14 protein-coding genes are annotated in these 19,416 nt (G+C 37.7%); 1 reads left to right on the top strand and 13 read right to left on the bottom strand.

The features are described 5' to 3' along the window. Positions 1 to 11: 11 nt before the first annotated feature. From BCR25_RS10445 to BCR25_RS10390, 12 genes are all read right to left on the bottom strand, one after another. Positions 12 to 515 carry a molecular chaperone DnaJ gene (locus BCR25_RS10445; protein WP_069663554.1) on the bottom strand — a complete coding sequence of 168 codons (504 nt, stop codon included), beginning with the start codon at positions 513 to 515 and terminating at the stop codon, positions 12 to 14. A gap of 545 nt (positions 516 to 1,060) precedes the next feature. After that, positions 1,061 to 1,837, bottom strand: coding sequence for a replication-relaxation family protein (locus BCR25_RS10440; RefSeq protein WP_069663553.1), 777 nt, complete (start codon positions 1,835 to 1,837; stop codon positions 1,061 to 1,063). Positions 1,838 to 2,674: 837 nt separating this feature from the next. After that, positions 2,675 to 4,696 (bottom strand): type IV secretory system conjugative DNA transfer family protein, encoded by a 2,022-nt coding sequence (locus tag BCR25_RS10435; RefSeq protein WP_069663552.1) that lies wholly within the window; start codon positions 4,694 to 4,696, stop codon positions 2,675 to 2,677. 19 nt (positions 4,697 to 4,715) lie between these two features. Beyond that, a complete protein-coding gene (locus tag BCR25_RS10430) occupies positions 4,716 to 7,361 on the bottom strand; it encodes a TrbL/VirB6 family protein (protein ID WP_069663551.1) in 2,646 nt (881 codons plus the stop codon). A gap of 3 nt (positions 7,362 to 7,364) precedes the next feature. Continuing rightward, the gene (locus BCR25_RS10425) at positions 7,365 to 9,863 is read right to left on the bottom strand and encodes an ATP-binding protein (protein ID WP_069663550.1); all 2,499 of its coding nucleotides are present in this window, start codon (positions 9,861 to 9,863) and stop codon (positions 7,365 to 7,367) included. Then, positions 9,844 to 10,269: a TcpE family conjugal transfer membrane protein gene (locus BCR25_RS10420; RefSeq protein ID WP_069663549.1), complete on the bottom strand. Its 426-nt coding sequence runs from the start codon at positions 10,267 to 10,269 to the stop codon at positions 9,844 to 9,846. Before BCR25_RS10420 ends, BCR25_RS10425 begins: the two co-directional genes overlap by 20 nt. A 13-nt stretch (positions 10,270 to 10,282) precedes the next feature. Continuing rightward, entirely contained in the window at positions 10,283 to 10,594 is a 312-nt protein-coding gene (locus BCR25_RS10415) for a hypothetical protein (RefSeq protein ID WP_069663548.1), read from the bottom strand. Between the two features lie 54 nt (positions 10,595 to 10,648). After that, positions 10,649 to 11,764: a conjugal transfer protein gene (locus BCR25_RS10410; protein WP_069663547.1), complete on the bottom strand. Its 1,116-nt coding sequence runs from the start codon at positions 11,762 to 11,764 to the stop codon at positions 10,649 to 10,651. Then, a complete protein-coding gene (locus tag BCR25_RS10405) occupies positions 11,754 to 12,092 on the bottom strand; it encodes a hypothetical protein (protein WP_083242643.1) in 339 nt (112 codons plus the stop codon). The genes BCR25_RS10410 and BCR25_RS10405 overlap by 11 nt, the downstream gene beginning before the upstream one ends. Before the next feature lie 17 nt (positions 12,093 to 12,109). After that, complete coding sequence (locus tag BCR25_RS10400; protein WP_069663546.1) at positions 12,110 to 12,706, bottom strand: EF0163 family protein; 597 nt, start codon at positions 12,704 to 12,706, stop codon at positions 12,110 to 12,112. An 18-nt stretch (positions 12,707 to 12,724) separates the two neighbouring features. Continuing rightward, positions 12,725 to 13,750 (bottom strand): glucosaminidase domain-containing protein, encoded by a 1,026-nt coding sequence (locus tag BCR25_RS10395; RefSeq protein ID WP_083242665.1) that lies wholly within the window; start codon positions 13,748 to 13,750, stop codon positions 12,725 to 12,727. A 62-nt stretch (positions 13,751 to 13,812) separates the two neighbouring features. Next, positions 13,813 to 14,673: a hypothetical protein gene (locus tag BCR25_RS10390; RefSeq protein ID WP_069663544.1), complete on the bottom strand. Its 861-nt coding sequence runs from the start codon at positions 14,671 to 14,673 to the stop codon at positions 13,813 to 13,815. A 59-nt stretch (positions 14,674 to 14,732) separates the two neighbouring features. Between BCR25_RS10390 and BCR25_RS10385 the strand changes: the two genes are divergently transcribed. Then, positions 14,733 to 15,356: a hypothetical protein gene (locus BCR25_RS10385; RefSeq protein ID WP_069663543.1), complete on the top strand. Its 624-nt coding sequence runs from the start codon at positions 14,733 to 14,735 to the stop codon at positions 15,354 to 15,356. 626 nt (positions 15,357 to 15,982) lie between these two features. On the opposite strand, the gene BCR25_RS10375 is transcribed toward BCR25_RS10385, so the two are convergent. Continuing rightward, complete coding sequence (locus BCR25_RS10375) at positions 15,983 to 19,318, bottom strand: MSCRAMM family protein (RefSeq protein ID WP_069663541.1); 3,336 nt, start codon at positions 19,316 to 19,318, stop codon at positions 15,983 to 15,985. Between the last annotated feature and the right edge of the window lie 98 nt (positions 19,319 to 19,416).

The raw sequence follows: 19,416 nt of genomic DNA, 5'->3' as shown, positions 1-19,416 counted from the left end.
ACAATCATCTATCAGACGACGCTTAGCAATCTCTTAGGCTCTTTCTTCTCCTTTACTCGTTGTGACCCATACATTTCTCGTATATCGTCCATTTCAAAACTTTTTTTACTATATTTTTTATAACCTTTAGGGGATAAATACCATGCTGTTTTATTTTGGCTCCACTTAAACCCTAAGCCGTTTTTCCCTAACTGTTCTTTATAAGGTTTCGTGTTACCAGATATCCATAGGAACGAACCTACAACTTCAATCACAACACCGACCATTTTTAAAGCTAACAATTTAGAAATGATTTCTCGCCATTCTTCCGGTGTCTCTTCCGTTTCCTTTTTGTAAAACTCACCTTCTTTATTTTTGTGTATGTGTTTCAATTTCTGAAAAAGTTCGTCATACTCATTATTTAGTGCCTTCATGTTTTCTTCATCGCCACCACAATCAGGGTGATGTTTGAGTGATAAGCGCTTGTATTCACGCTTCAATTCTTCTAACGTTTCAACTTCTTTGATAAATTTCATTGTCTCGTTCCTTCCTTTTCGTTATTTTCAACAGAAATGTATGTTAAATTTTTCAGCCGACCCACCCTACTTTTCGGCAGCGGTAGTTTGGCCGGGGATTGGGGCAGAGCCCCGAGGTCTTAAGGTTTTGAAACGCTTTGCGTTTTTAAGGCGTGCGCCTTACCTTTTTTAGACGGTTGTTTTTCTGTTGTCAAAGATCGTGAGTGAAAATCAGTTGTTAGATTTCCTTTTCGTATAGCTGGCGTTCGGCATAAACGTCTCGAAGCTATGTTCTGAATTTTGACAAGGGCGAGCTTGCTCGTACATTTACCCTTGTCAAAATTCAGGTTATCGCTTAGTTTATACTGTCCGAATGCCTGGTATGCGATTAGGAAATCTTCAACTGATTGGAACGGGCATCGACACAACGGCAAGACGTTCTCAAAGTAGGACACCCCCGCTTGAAAAACCTGCGTTTCCTCGTGAAAGCTTGCTTTCACTTTTTGCAGTCAAGCGTGCGTACGCTTGGACGGGGTGTGGGGCTGGCAGGTCCCACGGTCTTGTTCTTAATCATTTTCACTGAATATCCGACTACAAATCAGTTCATACTCTTCTTTAAAAGAAGCTTGCGGAAGTATATAGAACCGTTCAAACTCTTTATATTGGTATCGATTAATAAAATATTCTCTGATCTGATTTAGCTTTACATAGATTCCAGGATTTCCCGTAACATAAAATAAAACATCATTTGGATAACTTTTTAACTGTTCTCTATACCATGGGAAAATCTCTTTCAAATAACGATTCTTTGATTTGATTGATAGTTCAATTTCAAAATAGAATCGTCTCTTTGTCTGACTCTCTTCTTCAAAGTGCAACTGAAAATCGGGAACGTTCATCGCTATAACTTGTTCAAAATCTACACCGTCTCTCATTTCAAAAAAAGCTCGTTGTTCAGTTTCCACATATGAAAATCTCGGCTGCTGCCTTGTGATTTCTAAGGAATCGATCAATACATCATTAATTTGCATAAAGTGATTTAAATGATAATCAGGATTTTTTACGGGCACATAAAACGAACTGATCGATTGGTTCCCTTTTTCGGTTAAAAAATACTTTCTTCCATTTCCAATCCGGATAAAATCCAGATATTCCTTCTCAACTAATTTTTTTACTACTCGATAAACAAATTTTTCTGATACAGCTTTATCTAAACAAATAACCTGATATAGCTGCCGAATAGTGGTTATTCGTAATTCATTTAGTACAAGCAGCACCAGCTCACGGACTGTTCGTTTGGCTAAATCCTCTTTACTGGAATAATCTCGTAATAACTCGTTCATTCTATGTCTCCTTATTCGTATAAATTGCGTAATGTAAATTTTTCTGTCATTCATTTCAATAAAAACTTTTTATAGCTGCCTCCACTACACAAAATGAAGTGCCTGCTCTTCAGCGACAGTCCCCTCTTAAAGAGTAAGAGGGGACGCAGGCGCAAGGGGTGTTTTTGAGACCCCATGATTGGGGTAGGGGTTGATACTACTCTCTTCAGTTGTAAATAAGTTTCAGCTGCTACTACTATAAAAATTTAGTGCTTGCTCTTCAGCGACAGCCCCCTCTTAAAGAGTAAGAGGGGGCGCAGGCGCAAGGGGGTGTTTTTGAGACCCAAGACTGGGTAGGGTTGATCATTTCTCTTTCTATTTTTATTTCCATCTGTTTTATTGTATTTTTCATTTTTCCATTTCTAGTTTTAACCGTCCGTCCACGCCGATTCTGATAATTGTTGTTATTTGTTTATTACCGGTTTCCTGACCTCACGATCTATACTTGGCTTTAGCCACGTAGAGAGTGTGAGGTCAGGAAATTTTTCTTATGCACCGCATATGAAAAAAGGTAACTAAACACCGCTATAACAACGTTTCCGCCTCAGAATCGGCGTGGACGGACAATCCCATAAAGTGCACCACTTTTCCTACACAGAGTAAACGTGTTTTCGTATAGAAAGTGGAGTAAAAAATAGAAAGAGTATTCAAGGATATCTTTACTCTTTCTTGTTATTTTCAATAGAAACTACTGTAAGAATTATTTTGTTTTTGACTATAAATTGAATATAAAACAAGTATGCTTTGAACACTGTTCATATTTCTACATCGAATAATCAGCAGATAAATAAAGAATGTCTAGCTTACTTTGCGCATATAAACTACTTTCGGACGTTCATTAATACTATCTGCTTTTCTGTAAACATAGTACTCACCTTTACGTAACGCTCTAATCCGTTTCGGATTTAAATAGTACCTTTCAACGTCACGAACAGTCCCACGTTGGGCAAGAAAATCTTTCTTTCCTATATCATATAATCCGGCTTGCTGTTCGATCATTGACGTTTTTTCAATATCATCGTATGTTCCGGCTAACTTCGCTAGATAATCGATTTGTACTCCACTGTTGATTTGTCCGATCATATACGTATTTACACTTCCAATTAACAACTCGAGCATACCTTCTTCTTTATCTTCAATATCCTGTGGCGTTTGTGGGCTGAAAATGCAACCTAAACCTGCACCACGCCCTTTATTTACACTGCTTATCGCATTCTTAGTTAAGTAACTTTGTGGCTCATCACCGATTAATAGAAATTCTGATTTATCAAAGTTGGCATATTTTTCACTAGCCATAAAGTTCAGTTCTGAGACCACAAAATGTCCCAACATGGAAATGTATTGATCATAGACTAAGCCGTTTAGAGTAATGAAGACGATCTCCTTTTTCTTATTCACTTCAAGAAAATCAAGTTCCTCTGCAGTTGAATCTGTTGTATCAAAGAGATACCCCAATTCACTATCCAGTAACATTGATAGATTCACTCTGAGCATTTCAGAACTCTTGTAAAGATACATAAATCCTTCTTTTTCATACTCATACTCTTCCATAAGCTGTGTGAACAAGCGGCGATACGCAGGTGTCAATTTGTCTTTCCGTTGTTTAATCTTCGTAAATCGTGTCTCCACAAGGCTTTCTCTCTTACGTCTTTTCTTAGCCGTTTTCTGTGCTTCTTCAGACTTTTCAACAAAACCACTTCCCACAAACAACTCCTCTTGCTCACCTACAATAGACGGTGTATCTTGTGTCAATCCTAATGCTTCTTCAAACAAGGAAAGCACTTGCCCCACATTAATATATTTACGGACGTTATGCAGCGTCCTGGCAATTTTGAACGTATCGAGTAACTGGATTGTATTCATTAATAGTGTTTGAGCATTTGCGGTATAGAAAGAACTCTCTGATCTTGCCAGTGTGACTAATCGATCTCGTATCGCTACACTATTTCCATGTTTCACCGGGTTATAGCGCAACTGATTTAATTCACTTAACACTTTAACCGATTTCCCATATCGAGCAGCTATACGCTCAATATCAGCGAGTGTCTCTCTCGCACCTTTTCCATCAAGAAAAACTAAAGGTAAATCATACTTACAAGCATGTTCTACAAAAATCATTAGTGCAGTAGTCTTACCTGATCCAGTTGTTCCGGAAAGTAATACGTGTTGGAATAATTCCACAAAACGGATATAGTTTGGCTTCCCGTATTCATCGATTCCTAATGAAATCTGTTGTTTTCCCTCTTCTAATTTGATGGTTAGATTTCGCTTTTTCGCTTCCCTATAATTTGTCTCTAGCGATTTGTTCTCTGCGGCAGCTTCTTCAAATCGATTTTCCCGGCGTTCTTGATATGCAGCACTACTCTGTACTTTCCGTTGCTTTTCTTCAATACCTTCTACTCGTCTTCCAGCTACAAAAGCGTGGATAGATAGTAAAAAGAAAACACCCCATGCAACACCCATAGGGAGTGCAAGAAGTGTTTGAGCATTAAATGATACCGTTGTGAACGGTAAATAGCAGGATAGAAAACCGTCCATTAAACCGCTAATGAATAGTAATGGATTAATCACTGTCAATGTTCCTACAACAATCAACCAAAACTTAAAATTACGAACAATCAATGATTGAAAGTTTGGATCATCTGGTTCATACTCCATGCGTTCTACTTTGTCTTTATACAAAAGATAGAAGTAAAAAAGGCTTCCTACAAGTATGTAGGGATATCCAACGAGTCCAATGACCATCGTTAATACAATCAAGGGATTAGTTTCTTTCTTCTCTTGTTTCTGTGATTTTTGGAACCAATCTTGTTGAAACATTTACTCTATCACTCCTTACTCAATTAGACCTTTTCCGTGGTAATGGTTTAGGTCTCCTTTGATTTTCTTCTGAAAATCCTCTCTTGTCCCAACGATCTGCACGTGCCCTCTCGTGTGTAGACGTTTGATCTGCGTAGCCTTGTTTCACATCGGTACCAAATTGACGAACGCTTTGTATTCCTCGACCAACAGCTTGTACAGCTGGATCTTGCCTAATTTCTTGAACTACCCTATTTCTTCCTCGTTGAATGTATTTAATCGTAGCTCTCCTCTGTTCAGTCGCACGTTTTGGAATATGCCGAGTATATGCGGCCATTGCCCCAATATTTTCAGCTGAAGTTTTAGGCATCTGATTATAGTTTTCTAACCCCGGCTGAAGCTCAATACTTCCAACTCTTTCTGCCTTTTTCACCATACGGTTACGAGTTGCAACTCGGTCTAATTTAGATTGATCCTTAGTTGCTCTATTTTTTGATGTTCTTTCGATCCTCTCTCTTTCTTTGGCTGGTATTTTTCCTGTTTCTTTAGGATTTTGCTTGGCTTTTGGCTCATTTACTACGCCTTGTTTCTTCTCTGGCTTTTCAGATTTTTCGGTATCTTTCTTATTTTTAGAAGTAGGGTTATCCTTCTTCTCTTGGTGCGTTCTTCTATATTTTGCCTGACGCTCTTTGGCTTGTTCATTCCGCTGATCAGCTTTCCCAGCATTAGGATTATTTTTGGTACCAGAATCTTCAGTTGCTTCTTTTTCTCTTGAAAGACCTTCTCTCTCTTCACTAACACCAAGTGTTTCTTTTACTTCCTTCGGCTTTTGCTGATTTTCTCCAGAAGGTATTTCCTCATTTTCCTTCTCTGATGTTTCTTGACGGTTAGAGGCTTGGCGATCTTCAGACAGAGATTCTTTCGTTTTGGCTTGTTTTGTTTGTTCCTTATTTTCTGCATTTTTTTCTTTGCCATTTTCCTTCCCTTTTTGTTCCTTATCCCTATCTCTATCTTGATTTCGCTCTTTCGATAATTCCCGCTTCTCTTTAGCATCTTTAGGACTAGAGGACGCTTCTTCTTTTTTACGTTTTTCAGCTTCTTCTTTTTGCCGATCACGCTCTTGCTGTTGTTTTCGCTCTTTAGCTTCAGCCTGGGCAAGTTTCCTAGATTTAGCAATATCTCGCCTCATTTTTACATTTCTTGCCTCCTGCATGGCTCCTCTAAGATCACCTTTTACCGCAGCAATGAAGAAGTATCTGAAGTAATAGAAAAAGACCGGCAAGAAAATGAACAGTAACATCATGAAAAATCGACCAATTCCGGATTTTCCAGCTGTTGACTGAAAACCAAAACTAATAATTGTTGAGTACATTAATAATAGAAAGAAAACGCCAGCTTTCATAAATACTAATGTTCCGGCACTTTTTCCATATTGAATCAGCACGCTTCCATCGGATTTGAATAGTGATATGATCAATACGATTACGAAAGCTGGCAAAATAAAGTAGCAGAAAAAGGCAAAGATATTTTTAAGAATAACGCCGACAAATAGAATAATCACCTGAAAAAAACCAACTATACTGAAGAGTAATGAATTACCAGCAACACCCATTGCTTTGCTGGGTGTTACTGTTTTATTTTCCAGTGTATCTAATTCATAGGTTGTCGCTGCTTCTAAAAAGGGCTGTTTCCCTTCATTATCTAACAAACCAGCTATCCGGTCGTATTCTTCACCATCAATTTCAAGTTTCTTTTCCTGAATCTTAGATACATTCGCTGTTCCATACTGCATTTCTAAGTATGGAATGAACAGATTATTTTTAAAGTTATTTGCTGCTAGTATTGTTGCACTTTTCTTTAATGGTGCTTCACTGGCTTCAACATTTAACTCTTCATTCGTTTTCCCAGTGGTCGGTGGTGCTGGTTGACCAGTGTTATCTTCTACAACTATTTTTCCTTCAGCGTTTAGTGTTGGTGACGCTTTTAACAAGGCGTATTCTATCGTATCACCCGTGTTATCTATAAAATCTAACGCTTCACTGCTATAACTTTTAAGTGCAGATAAACAGGTAAAAATAATGACAGCTAATCCAAACACACGAATAGCCGCCCATGCTTTCCCAGTCATTGCATATCGATAAACTAATACAATGACTGCAAAACCTGCTATAATACTACCAGCAATACTAGTCATACTGACTGCTAATGATTCGGTTAATACCTTCACAAAATCCCTCAATGAACTAGTAATATCGACGGCATACGTAAATTCTGCTAATGTCATAGTGGCACGACCAAAAAACAGGGCAATTCCCCAAAAAATCGATTTAAGCCCGACACCAATTTGTTGCCCGATTTTATTTGTCACGCTTCCTTCTATCTCACTTGTCATAAGCTCGAATGAATGGTCTTTATACCGTTTATAAAGCTCTTCATTTGTTTCTGGCAAGGATTGATTAATGTACTCTTCTTTCGCTTTCTCCTTCTCATTCTCTGTCTTATTTGGCTTTTCAACAGGCTTCCCTTGATCAGGAGTTCCAACGTTTGTAGCGTCACCGTCGATCGATGTCTCTATATCTGTTTGAGGCATTGCCGGGTCTGTATCTGCTTGTGCCTCAATAGATGATAGCCCAATGAGTAAAAGGAATAAAATAACGAAAGAAATAGATTTGAGTAGTTTTTTCATTTCCTACCCCACCTTTTCCATTTCAAGGGCAAATTGTGTCTGTTTGTTATCTTGCTTCGTGGTTTTCAACATTTCATGCCATTCTTCAAATAATGCGTCTACTGCAACTAAGCCTTTTCTTCCTTGGTGATCACTAAACAATGTAATCCCCGATTTCATTTGTTTTATCATTTGAATATTGGCTTCATTCGGTGCCAAGTCAAAGTAATTCAATAGGTCTACAATCGATTCGTCTGACTTAGGCTTATAGGCAAATTTATACGAAATCAATTCGTCTTTATTTGCAGCGTCTACTAACATTTGAGAAAGAAGAACAATATCTGTACCATTTGCCCGCCCTTTTCTCAAATTATCTTCAATAATAAAACTACCTGCCGGGCTATCCTCAATTGATTTAAATTCATCGATAACAACCATAGCGTCCTCGTCTTTATTGATAGAAAAGACTTGTACAAGCTTGTTCATAACTTCAAGTACAATAGCGCTTGCTCTCATGTCGTCCGTTTCCATTCCTGCGTCAAGAATTTCTTTAGTAGCAGGCTGTGCTCCTTGCATACCTACAACATTGATTGTGTGCTCAAAAGAAATTACCTTGCTCTCTGGTGTCCCAATCAATACTTTTCCAATACCATCGCTATAACTTTCTAAGGTTTTTGCAAGTTCTTTATCTGCAGCATAAATCCGTTGAATTGCACCACTCATACATGGACGTCCTGCTTCTTTTAATTCACTAGAAATTGCCTCATTGATAGTTAATTCTTTTGCAGCTTGAACTTCTGGGTGTAAATGTACTTTCCCTAAACGATAAAGAACTTGCCTTGCAGTTGAAACAGCTTCTTCCTTCTCCATGAATAGTAATGGATCCAAAATCCCTCGGTTTTCTTCTTTTTTATTGATTGTGATGAAATGTATACGATCTAGCAACGCCATAAATTCAGGAATATGTGAATATTTTTCCCGGGCTTCAGCCACAAACTCAATCATTTCATTTTTTGGTTCCAGGTATAACACCTTCTGACCAAAAAAAGCACTCCATAAGAAAATCAATTTTGCAAGGTAGCTTTTCCCTTCCCCAGGTGGTCCAACGATTAACGTATTCCCATTTGCTATGCTTGCTCCTGGAATCGCCTTTTTTGCCAATCCCAAAAATAACCAGACAACCTGCGCATTGACTTGGATAGCTTGCGCAACGTCTTCTATATTTTTTAAGCTGGTTACTAGACGACCTAAAGGAAAACCTACGTTATTTCCTAAGCGATGCACAAGGTTCATTCCCAAGTCCGCAATAAAACCTGTAGATACCGTTTGTTCAAATACTCGATAATGGAACGGGCTGCCAATCTGCCCTTGGTTGAAATACGTCAACTGATCTTTTTCTGGTCGATACAATTTGAATTTAGAATTTTCATGGGCATACTCTAAACGTTCTACTCGTTTCTCCAATTCTTCCAAACTATCTGCTGCTACGGTCAAATGAATATCGGCACGTAACAAACGTTGTTCCCCTTCATTTAGCCCTTTATGCAATCCCTGCAGCCTTTCTTGACCAAAAAGAAGCACCTCGTCCTCGTCAAAAAGTGCTTCTTCTTCCGCCTTTATACTTCTATCCTTTTCTTGTTGGAACAATCGTTTTCTCATTTTCCGATTAATTCGCTTGTCTTTTTCGTTATTTTCAAATCGAGAACGGCACTGTGACATAAACGGAAAACTGACGCTATCTTGCAATTTTTGAATCCAACTAGCACCGAATACAGAACTAGGGGTGTCAACCATTGCTAGAGTAGCGATATAATGCGTTCTATCTCTCTGCTCAATCTTAATGTACCCGTTATGATTTGAAATAGCTCCCTCATTGATTTCTGCACTAGACAATTCTTTTGTAGGCAAGTAAGGATCTGCCGGGTGGTACATAAAATAGGTACATACTTCATAGTCAGCTTCAGTAATTCGTTCAACAGATTCATATAAATTCAAATGAGCAAAAAGGTCTTCTTCTTGCTCAATAAATGAATCAACAACTTTATCGCTTACCTCTTTAAAGCCAAACATTTCTACCAAACTATGACCGAACGTTTGCCGTGCCATTTTGACATATTCAATCGGATTACTTGGCAAAGGAACATTTGTTAATTTGACAAATAAATACGTTCGATACCTCGTACTGTTTGCCTCTTTCACTAAAATATTAGACGTCACATCAAGGTAAGTATCCGCAATATCTTTTAATTCACCTTGTGTGTAATGGTCTTTCAATAATCCTATCTGATTCTCAATATCGAATGCCTCTGGAATATTTATTTGATGATATTCATATTGATCATGATCATACAACCCTTTGCCGTTTTGGTTGTGTTCCTCAAAAAAGTTTATATCATTTATTGGTAAATCCTTTGATTTCAAGCGATAACCAACCCATACATGACCACCACTATTACTGAAAATAAAATTTTTGAAATAATCATAAACTGGTGGTTCTACTATCTTACGCTTTGTACTTCGCACGACGTTTCCCCCTTCTCATTTTTCTATACATGAATGTCTGATTTTCTTCGTAAATAACTGCATGACTATGTTCATATTGATTCCCTTTACTGGTATAGAAAAGACCTCTTCCTAGTAGAAACTGAAAAATATTTTTTTGATCCCAGTTCATACTAAACAGTGTCCAAACAAGAAGAAAAAGAAGAATAATTAAGTGAATCCAGTGTTTTAAATAGAAGGTAATTATTCCTTGATTCCCAGTAATCACACCAAAAAATAGAACAAGTATACTCCCAATAGCAAAAACACCAAAAACAACCAGTCGATAAATAGATAATCCGTTAGGTGCCCATCGATTCAACGAAATCCGCCCCAAGTTGTACACTCGATGCCCGTGATTGTATTCTTTTGTGAAATTAAACTCCATAACTCACTCCCTCCTAAATCATCATTTTAAACAAATCAAGTAAGTCCGGAAAATAGATCATTCCTGTACCTGTAAACTTGATAATGACATCTGTTATTGCTTCGCCAATTTCCTGCAAATGAGCCATTAAAGTGATTCCTACAGCTAAGAGAAGAGGAATAACGATTGAAAGTACCAGTCCGACAATACTTTGTTGTGAAATTGAAATGACAATAAATAGCAATGCAGCAATTCCTAACGCCCAATAGGCTTGTGTTTGAATACTTTTAAAGAAATCCTCTAGTCCCCCGCTTACGCCTAGATAAAAGAGTGTTTGATTAAACATGTTTGTTTTTCCTCCTAAAAAAAGATCAATTCTATTTATAAAAGAATTGACCTGTTAATTATTTATTGTTGTTACAAAATAACCATTTCCTTCTTGCTTAAAGGTTACGGTAAAACTTGTTGATAATTGAATACCACTTGTTTCAAAGAACACTTCTGCTGTTCCGTTTGCTTTGTATTCATTTTTACCAGTCTTCACTAAATTGCGAATGGTCACATTTTTAGCTTCAGCTGGAGTTGGAAATCCGGATTCATGCGTAACAATGTTCAATTTTTCGTCATTGGCTGTATACATTTGATAGAACTTTGTCAAAAAATCCACAATAGGAACTTGTTGTTCTTCAGCCACTTTCTCGCCCCTAGCATACAATGCAGTACCATCATATGGAACAATTTTCTCTTTTGATAGATTGCTGCTCTTACCAAAACTAGCAATTTCCGGTAGTCCTATTACTCGAAAATCACCTTCAGTAGTGACAGTTGGAATCGTCACTTGAAGGAAGACTTTCTCCTTTTCTGAAGATTCCTTGTTTTTTCCCTCTTCTGCCTCACTGACTTCTTGTGATTCTTCTGTAGAAACCTTATTTGCCTGAAGAGTGACTTCATAAGAAAGATAGACAACACGATCATATAACGTATTATTTTTCGTTTCTTGTCGTGTAAACTGAATATCTACTACTTGACTTTCTTCACCTAACTTCAATGTTGGCAGACTTAATCCGATTGATAAATAATTATTTAACCAGCTGTCTCTTCTTTCTTTTTCTTCATTTGTTTTCGGTGATAGATAGTACCAGTAAAGAAAAGATTGACCTTGATAAACGGCAAAATCGTCCTTCTCATTTTCTTGCTTTTGATCCGCCTGAAGTTTCCCAACTGACTGATTCAAGCTGGAGATACTTGAAAGCGTACTTCCTGAAGTAAACACATTCAATAAAAGAAAGAACGCCATACTAAGCAGTAAAAGCCATAAAAAAACTGCGACAATTTTGTTTGGGGACGTTCGATTGAATTTGATACTTCTTGTTCCTTCTCCAATATTCCCTTTAGCCCAACCCCAGCCTTTTTTCTCTTTCTTTGGCTTTTTCTTAAAAAATCCGGATTTTCCTTTTAATTTCTTCTCTTGTTTTACAGCTGGTTGAAGTGCTGCCAAATTCACTTTATTTGCCATGAACAATCACCCCATATCGTTCAATAAGAGTAGCAGGCACTTTTTCTTCTATCACTACTTCATTCACGATTAATCCAGCACCTTCTAAAAATTCTAGTGCCATTTTATAAGCATTATTTGGAACCGTTATTTCTTGTGATAGTCGTTTATAACTAAGCGTTGTTCCTCGTTTCCATTTCTTATTTTCAATCTGATAGAGAACGTATAGCTTTACCTTATCCTTATTCTCTAATTCGTGGGTAAATCGAGTAAAATCGTTGATTTCCTTAGTAGTCTCAATAGGTGCATGTATCTGTTGATTAGGTGTTACCGGTTGTTGTGTCTCCACTATTTTCACGCTCCTTTCTAGTAAGCTTGTTTCACGTAATGAACCGTCAATTTACTTATTCTTAGTGCAGCATTTTCTTCCCGAAGAGAAACAGTAAGAAGTATTCCCTGCTCACCAGCTGACGATCGTTCTTTTCCCACAATGATATAAGACTGGGATTTATCATCTTCAAATGGTCGATAAATCTGAAGGACTTCTCCTTGTGCCGTAAAATCAGCATTTACTTTTACTGTCATACCGTTTTCTTTGGCACAGTCTTCAGTTAAAAGTCCTTTAACAGCACCGTTTCTTTCATCAATGCTCTTGTAATTTACAAATTTTTCACCAAATTCTTTTAAAAACGTCTGAATTTCTAAATCATTCATAGAAAGTTCTGCAGCTGACGGTTCCGTTTCTTCTTGTTTCTCTGTTGATTCTTCGCCGGAAATCTCGGCACTACTTTCCTTTGGTTTTGATTCTGTACTACTGATTTCTTTAACAGTAGAACCTTCAATTAGATGTACTTCTTCACTAGAATTGGCAACATTATTTTTCCCTTTCTTAGAGGGGCTGCAAGCTGTTAATATCATTCCCGCTAAAAGTATGAAACACAGGAACAAACTTGTTTTAGACATGTTGTCATTCTCCTTCCATTATTTTTTTATTTTCCGTACGATACTAGTGATCGGTGCTGATTGCATAGAACGATTGTGTTTTGTAACAAATTCCCCCGCACTATTTTGTTCATAGGTCACGAAATTTCCATTTGTTCCTACTGCAGCAATCGCACCCGTGTGTCCATATTGGGTGATTGCAATGCCACCAGCTCCCCAGTTGATCACGTCCCCTGCTTTTAATTGTTCAAAAGTCGGATTGAAAATAACTTTCCAACCATAACTACTCCAGTCATAATCATTGCCTATTTGACTAGCATAGATTTTACCTGAACCGTCTAATTCGGGACCGCCTTGTGACCGTACATAATAAGCGGTCATAGCGTAACACTGCCCAGAACCTACTTTAGAGCCTAAAACACTCTCCAAAACAGCAATTTTACCATTTCCAATAATCGGATCTAGCCCTGGTAACTCTAACCAGCGAGAAATTGCTACTTGATCATACTGTTCTGACAATCGATTACTCTGAATGATCGCCAAACAATTTGTATAATAGGGGCTAGTTTCAGTAATCCCCGCGGCTGCATAACCACCACGACCTAGAATAAGCAGGCATTCTCCTGGGCTTTTATTTCCTACACATGCGTTGAAATTGGACTGTTTAGCCACCATGTATCCGTAATAATTAAAGGCTGTCTTTGCGTCTGGGAAACGCATATACCAGCCGCCCTCACTGCCACCAATTCCCCGGGCTGTTCCTTTTGGAAAAGGGCACCCTTCAAACCAGGTAATACCAAAAAAATTATTATCTGCCGTTGCACTGTGTGAACGCCCCCACTCGCTTTCATAAGCGAATTGTGAAAGAATCACACTAGGTAATAAGCGGTATTTAATCGCTGTAGCTACAGCTAGTTGAGCTGTTTCATCTGAAAAATTTCCTGTTCCCTTAATATCTGGAACAGCTGGAAGCTCTGGTGTAAATTCTCCGGTAAAAGCGATTGAATCACCGGAAGGTTGAACAGGCTCTTCTTCTTGTATACCAAAAACTAAAGCAATACTCATTATCAGGATTAGAAGTGGCGCTACAGTAAATAATAGACTAGCAATCAGCCATTTCTTCACGACTAAATTTCTTCCATTTCCTGTGTATACAGAACAATTTGGTTCATTAATACTTGAATTTCTTCTGCATGTTCAATCGGTTCTGCCTGAAGAGTAGAAAGTTTTTCTTTACTTGCATTGACTAATGCCTGTAGCTGATCCATTAAAAGAATATCTTGTGTGAGCGCTGAACTAATCAGACGTTCATTGACTATTTTAGCTTTTTGAAGCTGACCTGTACGTAAATAACTATATCCTACTGCGATCAATTCATTCCTTCCACTCAATATGGCTGTATAGCCTTCATACAATCGAATAGCTTCAGGATAGCTTTCTATATCTAATGCAGCTTCAAATTGTTGTAAAATGTCCTGGCTCAAAGATTGAGCACTGGAGCGCTGCGCCGGAAGAATCACTTGCTGATCATTTGGTGCTTCCACAATAACCCCAGCTTGTTTTTTAGACTGTCGTTTAAAAAATTTAGCTAAAATAGATTTTTTTGCTTTTTTATTTTTAGGAACGGGCTGCGTTTGTGCTGCTGGTGCTTGAATCTGAAGAGGTCTTTCAGCTCTTCTAATTTTCTTCCCGAATCCTTCTTCTAACCAGGGTACAATGAGCTCTTGCTCTTCTTCTGAAAAAGTTGGTAATTCTTTTATTATTGATCCTAACAAGGAAAAGTTAGGTTCAGGAAACTTGTAGCTGAATTGTACAACGTCCACATTGTCCTCATTTAGCAACGAATAGGTAAACGTCATTTCAGATTGTTCTTCCACTGCATAGCTATTTTCTTTTTCTAGTAAAGCTTCTGCTTGACTAAGTGGCAGCGGCTCTTTTAACGGAACACGCATGTTACTTGTTTTCTCAAATTGAAACTGTATGGCCATTTTTTCACGCCTCTCTGTATAATAATGTGATAAACTGATAGAAAAAAAGGAGTTTTCTCATGAACACTGCTATTACTACGATTCAACACTTGACCACAAAATCAGTCCTATTGCTGGAAACGTTAAAAATTCTTTTTATTGCGTCACTCTTTTTTCCTGAAGGAACACACGCTCTTTTCTCGATTGCTATTGATTTGCTCCCTGAAGAATTCAATCAAGCTTTCACTATTGATCGAATGATTACAGTTCTAGTTTTATTTTCTGCGACTGCTGCAACTATTCTTTTCATTCAGTTAATTGGAATTTCTTTTGATATTATAGATAGCAGCATGACAAAACCTAAGCCTAAAGAAGACGACTTTACATTGCTAGACAAAGTAAGCTCTGGTTTCATGTCAATCGTATTAGCTATTGTTTATTTACTATTGATTTATAAACAATCATTTTCAACTTCATTTATCATTTTTCAGACTATACACTTAAATATGGTTAATGTAATCGTCATATCTTTTGCGACTTTCTTAATTTTTCCATTTATCCTACACTTTTTTAGTTTTGCACCAATACTCTGGAAAAACAAAGCTTGCGAAAGTTCTCTTATCCTGACGCTTTTATTAAAATTAGTGACAATTGTTACTGCTGCATGGTTGGCTATTCAACTGATACAAACCATTATCAACTAAAAACCAAGTATGCTATAACCGAAAATATAATATTGTAACCTACTAAAAACCAACCTGTCTCTTTTCTTTCTTGATTTGTCATTTCCCTTTTATAACGATCTATTACGTATGCCCACTTTAAGAAAAAGTAACTGACAATACTGAACGCGCTTGTAATATAAAGTCTGAATGCTATCTCTAATAAGGACACTACCTGTACTCTCCTTTCTAGCCTAGATTGATTCAAAAATTTTGTATAGCAGCTGATATCTGTCAACAAATTGTTCTAGCATACGATCATTGTATCTAGCACTAAACAACGACCTTTTATCTGCAGAAATGTAGTTTAATGTTCGTACCCATAACTTTGCATGAATATAATCCGGAAAAGAACAAGCTATTTTATTCAACTGCTTTTCCTTTATATATTGATTGCTTTTTTTACATGCTTTAACTCCATTTTTTCAAAGGATTCATGCTATAAGCAATGAGCAGTTCCGGCTCTGACAAAAGAACAGATAGAATCATTTTTTCCAATTCAGCATTTTTCACTTGAATGTACCTCTCTCCCTCCTTGCCTCCCGATTCAATCAGGAGGCATTTTTTGCATACAAAAAAGGAATTCCTTCTGAAATTCCTTTCATGACTTATTTTTCAATATAATACTCGGTTGTTTGCTGTGTCATAGTGCTTACTCGTGTTCTTCTTTGAAGAATTAAGTACGTTGCTGTAACTAACAAAATTAGGATTACTCCTGCAATCATTGGATAATGACTAAGCAACGCACCCATTGCTGGCAAATAAGTGGCTGGATTACTCGGAATCAATTCTGGTGTTGGTACAAGACCATGCCAAGTATCTTCATCGATTACGGAGGTTTTGGATTCCGTCCCTACCGCTTCTACAGTAATGGTATCACTATGAAGTTCACCAACTGGGAGCTTCGGTAAAATACCTTTTCCGATAAATGTTTCTCCTGGTTGTAAAACAAGCGGTTTCCCGTCTTTACCAAGAATAATTCCTTTGTCATTCATCGCAAAATCCCAAGTAATTTCTTTGATTGAAATAGATCCAGCAGTTGTTTTGTCTACTGGTTTAATCTCTGTTAAAGGTTCTCCACCAGTATTAGTTATTCTGAAATAAATATCTGTTTCTTTGTCGGTTTCAACGTTCGCAGGTTTATCTTTATCGTCAAAGTCATTATTGACATTATTTGGTTTATCTTCCTTATTCCCTTTTCCAGCTTCTGGAGCTGCTCCACTTGCCTTTTCTACATCGATACCGGGACCTTTTGGTTCTGGATCAAGAGCATAAAAAGGGTCTTCATCGGTAACTGGTTTCTTCGATTCTGTGCCTGTTGCTTCTACAGTAATCAAGTTCCCGTGTAATTCTCCTTTTGGTAAGGCTGGTAAGACACCTTTTCCTGTGAAAGACTCTCCTGGTTTCAAGACCAATAATTCATCTTTTTCATCAACGATAAAACCTTCTTTGTTTAGTTTAAAGTCCCAGGTGATTTCATTAATTGAAATAGAGCCATCTGTAGTTTTATCTACTGGTTTGATATTACTTAATGGTTCTTTGCCAGTATTTGTAATTTTAAAGAATATATCTGTTGGTTTACCAGAAGTAACCGCAAATGGCGCTTCTTTATCATCAAAATCTTTATCCACATTATTTGGTTTATCCTGTTTGTTTCCTTGCCCTGCTTCTAATTCTGAAGAAGTACCTTTTTCAATATCAATTCCCGGTTCTTCCGGTTCATCAATACCATACCAAGGGTCTTCGTCTTCAACTTGTTTCTCTGAAGTTTTGCCGGTAGCGGTAACTGTAATCAAGTTTCCGTGTAATTCTCCTTCTGGAAGGGCTGGAAGCGTCCCTTTTCCTGTAAAACTTTCACCAGGCTTCAGAACCAATACTTGACCATTCTCGCCTAAAACAAAACCTTTTTCATCAAGTGAAAATTCCCACTTGATTTTCTCAATAGAAATACTTCCTTCTGTCGTTTTATCAACAGGCTGAATGTTTGTTAAATCTTCATTTCCGGTATTCGTGATTTTAAAGAAAATATCGGTTGGTTCACTAGGTGTTACAATAACCGGTGTTTCTTTGTCGTCAGCGTCGTTTTCAACATTGTTTGGTTTATCCTGTTTGTTCCCTTGCCCCGCTCCTGGAATTTCCACATTTGATTTTTCTACGTCAATCCCTGGTTCTTTTGGTTTCTCTGGATTGTCGTTAAAACGAATCGTTGATAATGAAGCAACAAAATTTGTGCTGTCCAGATTTCCAGCGGTTCCTTCAGCATTTGGATTTTTCTCTGAAGAACTATCAGACAACGTAAATTCACGTTTATTGAATGGATCAGAAAAGTCTTCATTGAAACTTGCGATAATCAATAGTTTGTCTGTGGCTTCGTCAACCGTCATTCGAATATAAATATCTCGTACATTGTCGTAGCCTGCCACACCGTCTGTCTCCTGAAGTTTCCAATCACCAAAAACCAACTTCGCTTCAGCATATCCGTCTTCTCCACTAGTTGGATTGATTCCAGTTTTTAATACAACTGGCTCCGCAACAGTGCCATTGATCGGAAATGCGGTGAACTCTACACCATTAAATCCTGAACCACCTTGATTTTCAGGTAAAGTTAAACTCTTATCTAATCGCAACAATACATTGATGATTTGTTCCAAAGAAGTTTTCTCTTCTGCGATCACAACAGCTGTTTTGTCGTCTTTCTTTTTAATTTCAAAAACATGTCTCGTTGGATCAGTGACATAACCAGCTCCGGCATCGACTTCCAACCACTCATATTTCCCTAATGATAGATTCCCGATAGCTGCCTGTAAGGCTTCATCGTCAATATCAATTACTACAGAATCACCAAAGTTTACCTTATTACCGCCTATAATCGCTTCCTTAACTTTCTCACCCTTCAATAATTTTGGTGTTGGCACGTCCGTCCATTTCACTGGATCACCTTTTTTATGTGCACTTGATCCTGTGGAATCATCGGCATAAAATAGCTGATATTTAGCAGTTTTCATGTTTGCTTTTCCATTGGGGCTTTTTTCCGTGTCCACATCGACTTTTTGAAGTGTATTTTCCCCAGTAACTTCTCTATTTGTACCTGAAGTTTCCCCGAAAACAATTTCTGTTTCCTTGTCTTGATACGTCAAAGATACTTCTTTTTTACCAAACGTATTTACGAAGCCTGGAGAAGAGGTCTTCTCTTCAATGATATAGTCCCCTAACGGTAGTCTTTCTTTACTTGCGACACCTTTTTCATTAGTTGTAATCTCGTAAGTTTTACCGTCTGTTTTAGAAGTTAAGATAAACACATTTCCAGCTAGACTATATCGATCATTCCATAAATCCGTTCCCGAAAACTCACCTGATTTTTTAATGGTGATTTTCCCTGTAACAGCTGTATTTTTTACGTCTAATGTCACTGTTTTCCCTGCTTCAACAGTAACCTGGATATCCTCATGTTGCGTTTGTCCGGTCGCAGCCCATTTTCCTGATTTTTCTTTTAATGTATAGGTACCGACCAGCAAATCCTTAGATGTTGCTTTTCCGTCTCGATCCAGTTTTAGAGTATCGACAACTTTATTATTTTTGTCAATAACATCAAACTCTAATCCTTCAAAAGAATACTTGTTGTTCCACTCGTCTTTCCCATACTGCAGTGTGGACTTATCAATCGCTATTTTTCCTTTTACTTCTAGTTTAAAAGGATACTGTCCAAATAAACCGACCACAACATCACAATGAACATCGATTTGATTCGCAGTATATTCATATTGCGTAGCAGCTGAATTATACTGTCGCAAAGTAATATAGGACAATGCAGTTAGATATTTTGAATCTGCATTTACTGCACCAGTAGTATTTGCGACTAAACCAGGAGGATCAATGGATAACTGAGTATCTGGAGAAACAATAATTCCCTTAGCTCCAGAAGTATCTAGCGTTGCTCTCTGCAAAGATAGCGATAGGTAACCTTTTGAAGTTTGCTTTCTTAGCTACTAAAAGCAAATAACTTCTCTAGGTTTTCCCCCGCTCCACACCGTACATGCACCTT

Source organism: Enterococcus termitis, from assembly GCF_001730305.1.
Classification (GTDB): Bacteria; Bacillota; Bacilli; order Lactobacillales; family Enterococcaceae; genus Enterococcus_L; species Enterococcus_L termitis.
Note: the sequence above shows the minus strand (reverse complement) of the source record. Positions and strands in the feature narration are given on the sequence as shown.